The sequence below is a fragment of the Acidobacteriota bacterium genome (assembly GCA_012729555.1).
GTDB lineage: Bacteria > Acidobacteriota > UBA6911 > UBA6911 > UBA6911 > UBA6911.
In genome coordinates, this window is sequence record JAAYCX010000020.1 from 68,742 (window position 1) to 81,650 (window position 12,909).

15 protein-coding genes are annotated in these 12,909 nt (G+C 68.6%); 7 read left to right on the forward strand and 8 right to left on the reverse strand.

Features of this window, described 5'->3' with window-relative positions; translation table 11 throughout:
* Positions 1–61 precede the first annotated feature (61 nt).
* From GXY47_05910 to GXY47_05920, 3 genes are all read right to left on the reverse strand, one after another.
* Positions 62–1,312, reverse strand: a complete 1,251-nt coding sequence (locus GXY47_05910) for a type II toxin-antitoxin system HipA family toxin (protein NLV30675.1) — start codon at positions 1,310–1,312, stop codon at positions 62–64.
* Positions 1,312–1,680, reverse strand: coding sequence for a helix-turn-helix domain-containing protein (locus GXY47_05915; GenBank protein ID NLV30676.1), 369 nt, complete (start codon positions 1,678–1,680; stop codon positions 1,312–1,314). Before GXY47_05915 ends, GXY47_05910 begins: the two co-directional genes overlap by 1 nt.
* 121 nt (positions 1,681–1,801) lie before the next feature.
* Positions 1,802–2,932: a hypothetical protein gene (locus GXY47_05920; GenBank protein ID NLV30677.1), complete on the reverse strand. Its 1,131-nt coding sequence runs from the start codon at positions 2,930–2,932 to the stop codon at positions 1,802–1,804.
* A gap of 176 nt (positions 2,933–3,108) precedes the next feature.
* Here GXY47_05920 and GXY47_05925 point away from each other — a divergent pair, with 176 nt between their 5' ends.
* From GXY47_05925 to GXY47_05940, 4 genes are all read left to right on the forward strand, one after another.
* Complete coding sequence (locus tag GXY47_05925) at positions 3,109–3,354, forward strand: type II toxin-antitoxin system Phd/YefM family antitoxin (protein NLV30678.1); 246 nt, start codon at positions 3,109–3,111, stop codon at positions 3,352–3,354.
* Positions 3,351–3,773 (forward strand): type II toxin-antitoxin system VapC family toxin, encoded by a 423-nt coding sequence (locus GXY47_05930; GenBank protein NLV30679.1) that lies wholly within the window; start codon positions 3,351–3,353, stop codon positions 3,771–3,773. The genes GXY47_05925 and GXY47_05930 overlap by 4 nt, the downstream gene beginning before the upstream one ends.
* A 183-nt stretch (positions 3,774–3,956) precedes the next feature.
* Positions 3,957–4,220, forward strand: a complete 264-nt coding sequence (locus GXY47_05935) for a hypothetical protein (GenBank protein ID NLV30680.1) — start codon at positions 3,957–3,959, stop codon at positions 4,218–4,220.
* A complete protein-coding gene (locus tag GXY47_05940; GenBank protein NLV30681.1) occupies positions 4,220–4,447 on the forward strand; it encodes a hypothetical protein in 228 nt (75 codons plus the stop codon). The genes GXY47_05935 and GXY47_05940 overlap by 1 nt, the downstream gene beginning before the upstream one ends.
* A 56-nt stretch (positions 4,448–4,503) precedes the next feature.
* Here the strand turns inward: GXY47_05940 and mtaB are convergent, their stop codons facing one another.
* Genes mtaB through galU form a run of 4 tightly spaced genes read right to left on the reverse strand, consistent with a single transcriptional unit; the run spans position 4,504 to position 8,527 of the window.
* Complete coding sequence (gene mtaB / locus GXY47_05945; protein ID NLV30682.1) at positions 4,504–5,805, reverse strand: tRNA (N(6)-L-threonylcarbamoyladenosine(37)-C(2))-methylthiotransferase MtaB; 1,302 nt, start codon at positions 5,803–5,805, stop codon at positions 4,504–4,506.
* Entirely contained in the window at positions 5,798–6,304 is a 507-nt protein-coding gene (gene purE, locus GXY47_05950) for a 5-(carboxyamino)imidazole ribonucleotide mutase (protein ID NLV30683.1), read from the reverse strand. The genes mtaB and purE overlap by 8 nt, the downstream gene beginning before the upstream one ends.
* A 31-nt stretch (positions 6,305–6,335) precedes the next feature.
* A complete protein-coding gene (purD, locus tag GXY47_05955) occupies positions 6,336–7,619 on the reverse strand; it encodes a phosphoribosylamine--glycine ligase (GenBank protein NLV30684.1) in 1,284 nt (427 codons plus the stop codon).
* A gap of 29 nt (positions 7,620–7,648) precedes the next feature.
* Entirely contained in the window at positions 7,649–8,527 is an 879-nt protein-coding gene (gene galU / locus GXY47_05960) for a UTP--glucose-1-phosphate uridylyltransferase GalU (GenBank protein NLV30685.1), read from the reverse strand.
* A 106-nt stretch (positions 8,528–8,633) separates the two neighbouring features.
* Here galU and serS point away from each other — a divergent pair, with 106 nt between their 5' ends.
* Positions 8,634–9,908 carry a serine--tRNA ligase gene (gene serS, locus GXY47_05965; GenBank protein ID NLV30686.1) on the forward strand — a complete coding sequence of 425 codons (1,275 nt, stop codon included), beginning with the start codon at positions 8,634–8,636 and terminating at the stop codon, positions 9,906–9,908.
* Here the strand turns inward: serS and GXY47_05970 are convergent, their stop codons facing one another.
* Positions 9,909–10,466 (reverse strand): hypothetical protein, encoded by a 558-nt coding sequence (locus GXY47_05970; protein ID NLV30687.1) that lies wholly within the window; start codon positions 10,464–10,466, stop codon positions 9,909–9,911. It lies immediately after the preceding gene.
* Between the two features lie 163 nt (positions 10,467–10,629).
* On the opposite strand from GXY47_05970, the gene GXY47_05975 reads away from it, so the two are divergent.
* The gene (locus GXY47_05975) at positions 10,630–11,385 is read left to right on the forward strand and encodes a CPBP family intramembrane metalloprotease (protein NLV30688.1); all 756 of its coding nucleotides are present in this window, start codon (positions 10,630–10,632) and stop codon (positions 11,383–11,385) included.
* Positions 11,386–11,421: 36 nt separating this feature from the next.
* On the forward strand, positions 11,422–12,909 hold the full coding sequence (locus GXY47_05980) for a DnaJ domain-containing protein (GenBank protein ID NLV30689.1): 1,488 nt from the start codon (positions 11,422–11,424) through the stop codon (positions 12,907–12,909).

The following is a 12,909-nucleotide window of genomic DNA, read 5'->3' on the forward strand; positions in this document are numbered from 1 at the left end:
CCTGTCACTCCATGATACCAGATGCGGGATCAGCTCTTTGCCCTGGTCCGTCCCCGTTTTTTTATCCTGATGCGGCCTTCAGATCTTCATGTTCGAACGCGGACGACATGCGGTCGATCTCAGCCGGTGTAAGGCCGAGCTTCCTCGCCTCCCGACGCCATGAGGAAACCGCCCGCCCCACCTGCTTCGCGATCGCATGGGCTTCGTCCTCGCATAGTTCGAAATAGCCGGAGACCTGGAGCGCCAGCTTCAGTGACGCGGTGCCGTCGTAGAGATCGATAGCGGTGGTCAGAATGCGCCGTTTAATGTCGGTGGGCACGGGATTGAGGTCGTATGCCGGCGACAGCCGCCAACCGGAGGAACCGGCCCATAGAAAGCCGTGGTTGCGCAGATGGTCGTCCGTATTCGAAATCAGGACGTTGAACACAATCCTCCGCCAGAGCGCGTGCATGTCTTCCTTCGGTTCCGCGCCATGCTGACGGAGAACATCGACGAATTCCAGGTAACTCCGCGCCTCGTTGTCTTTGGCGTCGAGCATGCTCATCGCGGATAAAAACGGCAGGCGCGTTTCCTGCTCCCGGTCGAAACGGCGCAGTAAAAGAACGGGCCTGTCGGCCACGGTTTCAAGACGCCAGGTCGGAACCGGGATGCCTGCCTTCGCGGCCAGCGTCAGGGCCACAGCCTCCCACAGGACCGTATTCACCTCGTCTCCCTTGTCCGGAAACTTGGCAATGGCGAGATGGCCGTCGCGGTCCCGGACCGAGGCTTTGGGCCGGGCGCCGCCGAGCGATGAGCCGGGCGCGAGGAGCAGCCGCAAATCCTCATCACTGTCCGTGTCGCTCGAAACATGCTCCGCCGCGGATAGAAGTCGCGGCAGCTCCCATAGTGGCGGAATCCTCCTCTGTCCCTGCCCGGCCAGAAACGGCCCCCCTTCCCGGTCGGCGAAACGCAATGCTCCCTGGCGCGCTTCATCGTCCACCATGAGGAGATAGTCGATTTCCCCGAGGGTGCGCGGCGTCTCTCCCTGAAGCTCGGCGCGCCTTCGCTCGGCGCGTCGCATCAGGACGCGTCCCCATCGATCAGGGGCGGAGTCGCCGATGGATCCGAAAAGCGCTTTATCGGATGGTGTGTGAAACGGTCCCGGCCCGAGGGTCAGGGCAGGCTCGAGGGAAAAGCGATCGGAATGAGTGAGCCAGCTCTTGTCGTATTCAAAGGTGGCGCTCTCCCTGTCCTTGCGCATGCGCGCCCACAGGCGCCCCACCAGGTGAGGAATGCCTTGCAGGTCCACGAAGACCAGCACTTCTCTGTCCATCAACGGATACCCCCGTCTTTTGGCTTGCCGGGATTCCGCCGACGCGAAGGCCGGATGCGCAGAGGGAGACGCTCCTCTTCAAGTTCCCGTCCGACGGCATCGTGCCGGGGGTCGGCGACATCGGCAAGCCGGTCGACCATTCCCAGGGCGAAAAGAACGGTGGCCCAGGTGCCCAGCGAGACGCCGGGATCCCCCTTCTCCACTTTGTTCAGGGTCGTGCGGCTGATGGACGCACGCTCCGCCATGACCGCGACGGGGATGCGGCGCCGCCGCCGGGCGTCACGGACATCGTGCCCCAGCTTGCGGAGGGCACGCCTCACCGGTATCGGTGCCCCCGAAAATGATCGCCTGTCGCCTTTATCGTCCATTATAATAGTCCTTAATAAATAGAAGGTACACTATTATGGACGTTCTGTCAATGGAGGCGCGACCGCACCGGAAGAAGATCCTCTGTTTTTTCAGTTATTTGCCCTGGTCCGTCCCCGTTTTTTATTGGAGGGCGCCGAAGAAAACGATCTTTTCGCCGGCCAGGAGGGCGTCGCGCTCCTTCTCCCACTCGAAGTCGCGCGTCCCCTCCGGCAGGGGGCGGACGCGGACGGCGATGATCGAAAAAGAGCTCCGGCCGCCGTTATGGTCGTACTCCTCGTTGAAGGCGTACTCGGGGGCCACGCTCTTTTGACATTCGGCGCCGGCGTTTTTCGGCAGGTCGGGGGGCGAGGGGACGAACTGGGGAACGACCAGGCGCAGCGGGCCGGTGCCGACGATGCGGCCGCTCGCGGGGTCCAGGTGCGCCGGCTCGATCTTCCGGCCGTTCTCCTCGAAGGCGAGCATGACCTTCATCGAAGGGAGCGCCCGGCCGGGGTCGAGGCCCGCAGCGTTGTAATTGACCCAGCCGCAGGCGCCCAGCGCTTTCTTGTCGAGCCCCGGCACCGGCCTGGCCTGCGCCCACTCGCGCCGGAGCTCCTCGAGGGTGAACGTCCCCTCGAACCCGTCGACCGAGATGAAATCGACGCTCTCCGCCCCGGGCGCGAGCCCGATCGCCTCGAGGAGCGCGTACACGGAGTTGCCCCGGTACTGGTTGTAGAAGTCCCCCTGGCGGTTGTGGGAGGTGTTGAGAAACACGGTGTGGCCGACGACGGGGGAGAGGGCGCGGAGTTCCCGCCCGGAGTAGACCCGGTGGGGGGCGAGGGCGGCCCCGGGGCGGCTCGAAGCCTCCCCCGGGAGGGTGCCGGCCAGCAGTTCCGCCTCGTTCGAGACGCCGTCGCCGTCGGCGTCCCCCCCGGCGATCTTCCGCAGGGCGGCGACGCCGCGGCCGGCGGCCAGGTACTCGGCGCCGAACCGGGTGAGGGTGGCCACGGCCGGACGGCCCCCCCGGACGTGGACCGCGTGGCAATAGCCGCAGTGGTTCTCGACCCGGCTCCCGGAGCCTTCCTCGACCCGCCCGCTCCGGTGGCAGGGGGCGCACGAATCGGACGCGCCCCCCTTGAGCTGCGGGTAGGCCGCCAGCACCGCTTCGACGTCGCGGTCGTCCGCATGCCCCTTGTAGGCCGCGTAGCCCGTAACCAACAACAGCCCGAGTCCCAGTGAAGCGGCCGCCAGCCACCGGTGGTTATGCGCCATGGCTCTCCATCCCTGTTCGTTTGAATTTGTCATCCGGAACGCTCCCTGCTCTTTTTGACGGATATTCACGTCCGCCGGAAGTGTACCACGAAGGGGCGGTTTCCCCTGTGCCCACAAATGGGGTATAATAAGACTGGTTGTTAGACTAGTTGATACTTTGCGGGAGGGAAGCGGCCGTGAAGACCATAGGGGCTTTTGACGCCAAAACGAACCTCAGCCGGCTGCTGAGGGAGGTGGAAGTCGACCGGGAGGTGTTTGTCATCGAACGCAACCGGAGGAAGGTGGCTACCCTGGTTCCCTACCGCGAAGGGAACCGGGCGGCATCGGAATCGATCGTGGAGCGTTTTCGCCGGCTCCGCGCCCGCGGCGGAAGCGACGCCACCCCGGTCAAAGAGCTCATTTCGGAAGGGAGAAAGCGATGAGGGAGGAGACGGTGGTGGTGGACTGCTCCATCTCCGCTTCGTGGTACCTCAGGGACGAAGCCTCCCCCCGCGCTGAAAACGTTCTGGCGCGCATTGCCGATGGGACCTTTCATGCCCTCGTCCCCTCGCTCTGGTGGTACGAAAACGTCAACGTCATCAAATCGGCGCAGCGCCGCGGGAGACTGCGCCCCCGGGATGCCGCCACCGCGCTCTTTCTCCTCCGGGAGTTGCCGCTGGAAACCTGGGATCCCGACAAGCAGGGGATCGCGGGGCTGCTCCAGTTCACGCTCGCGCATAATCTTTCCGCCTACGACGCCGCTTATCTCCACCTGGCCGTTTCCACCGGGGCCACGCTGTTCACCGCGGATTCGGACCTTCTGGCCCTGAGCGATCGGTACCCCTGCATTTCCGGAAGGTAAACCTCTTATTCTCAGTGCCTTACTTCGGTTCGGCGTATTGATGTAGACCCTTTCCGTCTTCATTGCTGACAACCATGCAGGTGATCCGAATCTCTTCACCCGTTCTTTTGATGAACCCTTTGCTTTCGAGAAAGGAAACCTCCTGCTCGTATTTTTCCCGGCTCCACTGGTTGCTATTCATATATGAAGCACAGCCGGAAAACGGATATCGGCGCCGAGTTGCTTCGTCACTTGAGTGAAAAACAGGTGCCCGGCACCGTTTATTCCTATCGGCCCGCCGATTTGCTCTACTATGCAGATAGCGGCGGGAGAAAGACGGGCATGAGTGCAAGGTTCGGCGCGGGACTACGCAATTTTCGGGAGACCTACCAAAGGCTGGTGAACAGCTGGATTTGGATTGATAATGCCGGGGCGGAACCCATCATTATCGAAGCGGGAGACAACTGATGGCCAGCAGGATTATCGGTTCGAAGGATCCGGATATCCTTTCCTCCATAAAAGCGCTGCGTCGGGCGGCACGTCGGGCGCTTCAGATCGGTCTGGAGACAGGTACCCCGGTCTACGTGATGAAGCGGGGCAAAATCGTCGATCTCACCCTGAGTTACCGCGGTAAAGCCAAGGGCAAATCCAAAACCGGGGATCGTGCAGCCGTCGTTGCTCGAGCCAAAAAATAGGCGCCCGCCGCTGTTCGAACTGCCCCCTGCCCCCCTTGACTACCATATCTTCATGATTACTCTGGTCCATCCCCGTTTATCAGGGAGGCGAGGCCTTCGGGCTCCTCGATGCGGACGGTGACGAGGCGGTTGGGGGGGAGCGGGTCGGGGACGCGGGCGGCGAGGTAGTTGCCGGTGAGGACGCGGGTGCCGTCCGGGCCCGCCGCGAGGGTGACGGCCGGCAGGGTGCGCCCCGTGAAGCGGCGGCGGAAGGCCGCGCTCTTGGCGCGGCCGATGGCGAGCACGCGCTCGAGCCGGCGGGCGAGCGCGCGCGGCGGGACCCGGCCGGGGAGCGCGAACGCCTCCGTCCCCTCCCGGGGGGAGAAGGGGAAGACGTGCAGGTAGGCCAGGGGCAGCTCTTCGAGCAGCGCGCAGCCGGCGGCGAAATCGTCCTCCGTTTCCCCGGGGAAGCCGACGATGACGTCGGTGCCGACGGCGGCGTCGGGGAGCGAGCGCACGATCTCCCCGACGAGCTCCCGGTACCGGGCCGCGCCGTAGGGGCGGTGCATGAGGCGGAGGATCCGGTCGCACCCGCTCTGGAGCGGAATGTGAAAGTGGTGCGCGATGACGGGGCTCGACGCGGCGAGCCGGAGGATGCCGGGATCGAAGTCCATCGGTTCGATGCTGCTGAGGCGCACGCGGCCGATGCCGGGGATCCGGACGACCCGTTCGAGCAGCTCCGCGAGGCCCGGGTGACCCTCCTGCTTGCGGCCGTAGGCGCCCAGGTGCACCCCGGTGAGCACGATCTCACGGAACCCCGCCGCCGTGAGCGCACTGATTTCGGCCAGCACCGCTTCGGGGGGCGCGCTGCGGCCGGGGCCGCGCACCTTGGGGACGATGCAGTAGGCGCACCCGGAGTCGCACCCGTCCTGGATCTTCACCAGGGGGCGGGTCTTCCCCCCGGTCCGCCCCATCGGGGGGAGGGGGCAGTCCGCGGCCGCGTCGACGGGGGACCACGAGACGCGGGCCGGCCCGGAGGCCGCGGTTTCCTTCAGCAGTTCGGGAAGGCGCGCGCGTTCGGCGTTTCCCACCACGAGGCGGACGCCGGGGAGGGCGGCGACCCCTTCGGGGTCGCGCTGGGCGTAGCAGCCCAGGACGACGATGCGGGCCCCGGGGTTGCCGCGGTGCAGGCGGCGCACGACCTGGCGCACCTCGCGGTCGGAGCGGTGGGTGACGGTGCAGCTGTTGACCACGATCAGGTCGGCGGCGCGCCAGTCGCCGCTTTCGTCCATGGGGAGCGCGGCGAGGGTCGCCCGGATGCCGGCGCTGTCGGCCTGGTTGGCGCGGCAGCCGAAGGTCCGGATGTGAAAGCTAGGCATCCATCGCTTTCCTCAGGGCCAGGTCCTTCTCCTCGACCCGGTCCGCCAGCTTTTTCTTGTAGGCGCGGAGCCGCCCGGCCAGTTCCTCGTCGCCGCGCGCCAGGATCTGGGCGGCGAGCACCGCGGCGTTGGCCGCCCCCATCTTCCCGATCCCCATGGTCGCCACCGGGATCCCCGCCGGCATCATCGAGGTGGAGAGGAGCGCGTCCAGCCCCAGCAGCGGGGAGCTGTCGATCGGGACGCCGATGACGGGGAGGATCGTCTCCGCCGCGATGACGCCCGCCAGGTGCGCCGCCGCCCCCGCGCAGGCGATCACGACCTGGACCCCCCGCTCTTCGAGCCCCGCGGCGTAGCGGTGGGTGCGCGCCGGGGAGCGGTGGGCGCTCGAGATGGTCACCTCGTGCGGGATGCCCAGCTCCTTCAGGATCTTCTGCATCTCCCCGACGACGGGAAGATCGGAATCGCTCCCCAGCACCACGGATACTTTCGGTTCAGTCACGGCAATCTCCTCCCTGAAGGCGCGCGGCGGGTCAGGCGCCCTGTTTCAGCCCCTTCGCCCCGATGTCGCGGCGGCACTGCATCCCCTCGAAATGGATCTTGTTGACCCCCTCGTAGGCCAGCATGATGGCCCCGGCCAGGTCGCGGTCGAGGGCCGTGACCCCCAGCACCCGGCCGCCGTCGGTGACGATCTCTTCCCCCTCGAGCCGCGTCCCGGCGTGAAAGACGGACACCCGGGGGTCTTCGGCCGCCATCTCGAGCCCCGTGATCCGCTTCCCCTTGACGTAGGGCCCGGGATACCCGCCGGAAGCGAGCACCACGCAGACGGCGGCGTCGGGGCTCCACTCGGCCTGGTAGTCCGCCAGCCGCCCGTCGCAGACGGCGCCGCACAGCTCGGCGAAATCGCTCCGGAGCCGGGGGAGGATCACCTGGCACTCGGGGTCCCCCATCCGGACGTTGAATTCCAGCACCCTGGGCCCCCGCTCGGTCAGCATCAGCCCGGCGTAGAGGATCCCCTTGAAGGGATACCCCTCGGCCCGCATCCCGTCGATCACGGGCCGGATGACTTTCCTGAGCACCTCCCGCTCGAGGGCGGGGCCGAGGATGTCGTCGCACGAGTAGGTCCCCATCCCCCCCGTGTTGGGCCCCCGGTCGCCGTCGAACACGGCCTTGTGGTCGCGCGCGGCCGCGGCCGGGAGGACGGTCCGGCCGTCGGTGAAGACGATGTAGGAGGCCTCGATCCCCTGGAGGCACTCCTCGACGATGATCCAGTTGCCGGCGGAGCCGAATTCCCGCTCCACCATGATCCGCCGCACGGCGTCGCACGCCTCGTCGGCGTCCCGGGCGACCACCACCCCCTTCCCCGCGGCCAGGCCGTCGGCCTTCACCACGATGGGGTATTCGGCCTCCGGCGAGCGCAGGTAGGCCTCGGCGATCTGCGGGTCCTGGTAGGTGGTGTAGCGCGCGGTCGGGATCCCGTGGCGCGCCATGAAGTCCTTGGAGAAGACCTTGCTCGATTCGAGCTGCGCCGCCTCGCGCGTCGGCCCCAGCACCCGGATCCCCTCGGCCTCCAGCCGGTTCACCAGCCCCGCGGCCAGCGGCCCCTCGGGCCCCACGATCACCAGGTCGATCCTCTCCCGCCGCGCCAGGTCGACGATCCCGCCGGCGTCGGCGGCCTCGACCGGCACGCAGCGCGCGTCGCGGGAGATGCCGCCGTTGCCCGGCGCGCACAGGACCGACTCCACCTTCGGGCTCTGGCGCAGTTTCCAGACCAGCACATGCTCTCTTCCCCCGGACCCGATGACCAGTACTCTCATATCGCCTCGCACACTTCGGTTGTGCTGCTTCAGTAACCTTCCAGGTCGAGCGACCGGAGCCACGCGCCGAACGCCGGCCCCAGCTCCCCGTGGCGCAGCGCCAGCTCGACCGTCGCCTGGAGAAACCCCAGCTTGTCCCCCGCGTCCAGCCGCCGGCCGCGGAAGCGGCAGGCCAGCACCCGTTCGCGGCCGAGCAGGCGGCGCAGGCCGTCGGTCAGCTGGATCTCCCCCCCGCTCCCCCGGCCGGTCTCCTCCAGGGCGGGGAAGATGGACGGGGGGAGGATGTACCTGCCGATGATGGCCAGCCGGGAGGGAGCCTCCCCGGGCCCCGGCTTCTCCACCATGTCCTCGACTTCGAACACCCCCTCTTCCCCGAGCGGGCGCGCCCTGACGATGCCGTAGCGGCCGGTCTCCTCCTCGGGCACCTCCATCACCGCCACGACCGCGGCCCCGTGCCGCTCGTGGATGTCCATCAGCTGGCGGGTGCAGGGAACGTCCGCGACGATGACGTCGTCCCCGAGGAGCACGGCGAACGGCTCCCCCGCCACCAGGTCCCGGGCGGTCAGGACGGCGTGACCGAGCCCGAGCGCCTCGCCCTGCCGGATGTAGGCGATCCGGGCCAGGTCGGAAACCGCCCGCACGGCCCGGAGCAGCTCCGGCTTCCCCCGCTCCTCGAGCGTCTTCTCCAGCTCGTAGGACACGTCGAAATGGTCCTCGATGGCCCCCTTCCCCCGGCTCGTGACGATCACCAGGCCCTCGAGCCCCGAGGCGACCGCCTCCTCCACCGCGTACTGCAGGATCGGCTTGTCCACCAGCGGCAGCATCTCCTTCGCCTGCGCCTTGGTGGCCGGGAGGAACCGGGTCCCCAGTCCCGCCGCCGGAAAAACCGCCCGCCTGATTCTGGCCATCGTGGTTTCCCCCCTGTGGTTTCCGGAAAAATGATTGAAACAATGGCATCTGTCAAAGTCAATGGTAGAATGCGCATGGACATCAACCGATCACAGGGAAACGGCCATGCTGGACAAGAACTTCGTGCGGGAAAACCTGGATTTCGTGAGGGAGCGGCTGGCCGCCCGCGGGGGCGCCTACCCGCTCGAGGAGCTCGTGGCCGCCGACGCCGGGTGGAAGGAAGTCCAGGGGCGGATCGAGGAGCTCCGGAGGAGGCGCAACGAGGCTTCGGAGGCGATAGGAAAGGTGAAGCGGGCGGGGGGGGACACCGCCGCCGAGCAGGCCCGGGTGAAGGAGATCTCCTCGGAGATCAAGACGCTCGAGGAGGAGGCCCGCGCCGCCGAGGAGCGCCTCCTCGGCTGTCTGCACACCATCCCCAACCTGCCGCACCCCTCGGTCCCGGTCGGGCGCGACGAAAGCGCCAACGTGGAGGTGCGCCGCTGGGGAAAGGCCCCGGAGTTCGACTTCGAGCCCCTGGACCACGTCGACCTGGGCGCCTCGCTCGGGATCCTCGACATGGACCGCGCGGCGAAGATCACCGGCGCGCGCTTTTCGCTCCTTCGCGGCGCGGGGGCCCTGCTCGAGCGGGCGCTGATCCAGTTCATGCTCGACCTGCACACCCGGGAGCACGGGTACGAGGAGGTCCTCCCCCCCCTGATGGCCAACTCCGCCAGCCTGTTCGGCACGGGCAACCTCCCCAAGTTCGCCCAGGACCTCTTCCACGTGGAGGGGACCGACTACTACCTGATCCCGACGGCCGAGGTGCCGGTGACCAACATCTTCCGGGACGAGACGCTGGAGGCCGCGGAGCTGCCGCGGAAATTCGTCGCCTACACCCCCTGCTTCCGGAGCGAGGCCGGCTCCTACGGCAAGGATGTCCGGGGCCTGATCCGGCAGCACCAGTTCAACAAGGTGGAGCTGGTGAAATTCGCCGACCCGGAAAGATCGTACGACGAGCTGGAGGCCCTGACGAGGGACGCGGCCGAGGTGCTGGAGCGCCTGGGGCTCCACCACAGGGTGGTGGCGCTCTCGACGGGGGACATGGGGTTTTCGAGCGCCAAGACCTACGACATCGAGGTGTGGCTGCCGAGCCAGGGGCGTTTCCGGGAGATCTCCTCCTGCAGCAACTTCGAGGCTTTCCAGGCGCGGCGCGCCAACATCCGCTTTCGCTCCGGGAGCGGCAGGAAACAGCACGTGCACACCCTGAACGGTTCGGGCCTCGCCATAGGCCGGACCTGGCTGGCGGTTCTGGAGAACTGCCAGGAGCGGGACGGCTCGGTCCGGGTCCCGGAGGCGCTGCGCCCCTACATGCGGGGGATGGACGTCCTCAGGCCGAGGTAGCTACTCCCCTTCCGTCGGGATCGGCAAGGGGCGCTCGAGCAGGATGTCGAGGGTGGACCCGCGGTGGATCTCCAGGTCCCGCCCCTCGGAGCTGAATACGGACCCCCGGTCCCCCACCCTGGGCGCGTCGCCGGCCGCGCCGGAGGGAGGGGCGCCCTCTTTCCCCCGCCCGGAGGAGCTCTCCGGGCTCCCCTCGGCGTCGATCCGGACCAGGAGGGCGGCGATCTCCCGCTCCCCGCGGCCGGGGATGCTGATCGACCGGAACTGGAGGTCCAGGATCGCCTTCCCCTTGAGCCTGCCGGGGCGGACGACGCGCGCCACGCTCCCGCCGACCACGCTCCCCTTGGGAACCGCGATCCCCCCCTTATGGTAGACGGGGGTGGTCACGACCGCCGTGAACGGGTCCCCCTCCCCGCTCGAGCGGGTGCCCAGGGTGTTGTTCAGCTGCAGGGTGATGCGGGTCCCCCGGGGGAGCACCGCGTCCGTGGCCGCCGCCGATATCCCGGATGCCAGGAGCGCGGACACCAGCACCGGGATCAGGCCAAAGCTCTTTTTCATACGCCGATTCTCGCACGACATCGTGGGTGGTTCCAAACAGTAAGATGGATCGCGCGGGCCAAAGGGTTCAGACTCCGGGACCGCGGCCGGCACGCCGGGGATAAACGACTGATAAACCGCTCTTTCGGCCGGCTTGACTTGCCGCGCCCCCTGCTGGTAGCGTGTGACGATGGACCGCCGCCCCTTTCCCGTCGATCTCGCCCCGCCCCCGCGCGTGGAGCGGTTGCGGGCCCTGTTCGAAATCCTGCTGGCCTCGGGGGTGGTGTCGGGCCTGCTGGCCGGCCTGGTCCTCCGCCTGGTCCGGGGGGAACGGACCGACCTCCTCTCCGGCGGCGCCGCGGCGGTCGCGGGCTACCTCCTGGTGGAAGCGGGCGTCCTCTTCGTCATCCTGTTCGCGCTCCTCCGGGCCAACCGGGAGAGGGTCCGCTCCCTGGGAGCGGGCTGGAGACGATGGAAATCGAACGCCCTGATCGGGCTCGCGGCGGCCCCCCTCCTGCTGCTGGGCCAGCAGGCGACGGCCCACCTCTTCCGGGTCTTCCTCCCGGGGCACTGCCTCGAGAGCAACCCCCTGACCGACGTCATCCGCACCCCGGCCGAACTGGCGCTCTTCATCGTCGCCGCCCTGCTTGCCGGGGGCGTCAAGGAGGAACTGCAGCGCGCCTTCATCCTCGACCGCTTCGGCCGCCACCTGGGGGGATACGGGGTCGGGCTGCTCCTGTGGAGCCTGGCCTTCGGGGCGGGACACTACCTGCAGGGGGTCCAGGGGATGGCGCTCGCGACCCTGTTCGGGCTGGTTTTCGGCCTTCTCTACCTCACGAGGGGGAGCCTGGTGGCGCCGATGGTGGCCCACGGCGCCTACGACACGGCCGCCCTCCTCCTCTACTGGTTCGCCGGCGGGGGCGGGGGCCCGTCCGCCTAACCGTCCCGGCCCGTCCGGCCGATAAGGGTACCGGAAATGGCCGACAACGGAAATCTCACCCGGATCCTTCTCGACATACACCGGAAGGGGCGCAGCGGGGTGCTGCGCTTCGAGCGGGGGAAGGAGAAGAAGCAGCTGGTGACGGTCCGGGGGGCCCTGGCCTTCGCCGAAAGCAGCCTCCCCGGCGAGCACCTGACCGCGATCATGGTCGCCGAGGGAACCCTCCCCCGGCCCGCCCTCAGGGACGTCGCCTCGCTGATGAAGAAGGGGCGCGGCCTCGAGGAGGCGTTGCTCGCGCTGGTGGGGGCGCCGGAGGTGGAAAAGGGGAGGCGCGAACAGGCGCTCGCCATCCTGGCCTCGCTCTGGGCCTGGGAAAACCCCCTCCTCCACTTTTACGCGGGAGAAGGCCTCCTCCCGGGCCGGGGGAACCTCTCCCTCCCCCTCCCCGAGGCCCTGGCGGCTTCGGCCCGCCGCGCCGCCGCCGGCCGCCTGGTCCCGTTCCCCGCCGGTTTCGCCGGGGGGGGATGGGTCCCGGCCGGGGAGGGGGCGGGGGAATTGCCCCTGGACCGGGGGGAAGCGGCCGCGCTCGCCGCGCTGGCGCGCCCGCGCAGCACGGCGGAGCTCCTCCCCTTCGCGGGTGCCGGCGCCCGGAAGCCGGAAGAGGTGGTCCTCGGCCTGGCCCTGCTGGGGCTGGCGCGCTTTCGCCCCGCCGAGGCCGCGCCGGATGCGGCGTCCGCGCCGGAAGCGGCGTCCGCGCCGGAAGCGGCGGTCGCGCCGGAAGCGGCGGTCGCGCCGGATGCGGCGGTCGCGCCGGAAGCGGCGGTCGCGGTCCCGGAGGAGGCGCCCCCCCCCGCCCGGGAGCTCGAGGAGGTGCGGCGGCGCTCGGCCGGCGGCACGCTCTACGACGTCCTGGGGATCCCGCCCGAGGCCGGCCTGGAAGCGATCCGGGAGGCCTATTACGCCCTCGCCCGGCGCTGCCACCCCGACCGCTTTCAATCGGGGGAGCACGCCCCCGCCGTCCGCGCCGCCGCCCAGGAGGCTTTCGCCTCCGTCAACGAGGCCTGGCTGACGCTGAAGGACCCCGAGGCGCGCGCGGGCTACGACCGCACCCTCTCCCGCGGCGCGGGGGGGGAAAAGAAAGCGGGAAACGCGGAGGACGAAAAAACCGCGGAAACCCTCTTTTTGAGCGGGCGGGCCCTGATCGCCCGGGAGGAATTCGAGCAGGCGGCCGAGCGGCTGAAGGGGAGCGTGTGGCTGCGGCCCGACAAGGCGCTCTACCGGCACCACCTGGGGGTGGCCGAATCGCACCTGCCGCGCCGGCGCAAGAGCGCCGAGGAGCACCTGCTCAAAGCGGTGGAACTGGACCCGTTCCTGATGGACAGCCGCCTGGAACTGGCCCGGCTCTACCTCGAGGCGGGGCTCTCGCGCAAAGCGGAGGCGCAGATCGGGGAGGTGTTGCGCTGGGACCCGGAAAACCGGCAGGCCCACCGCCTCCGGGACGGGCTCCGCGCCCTCCCCCGCTAG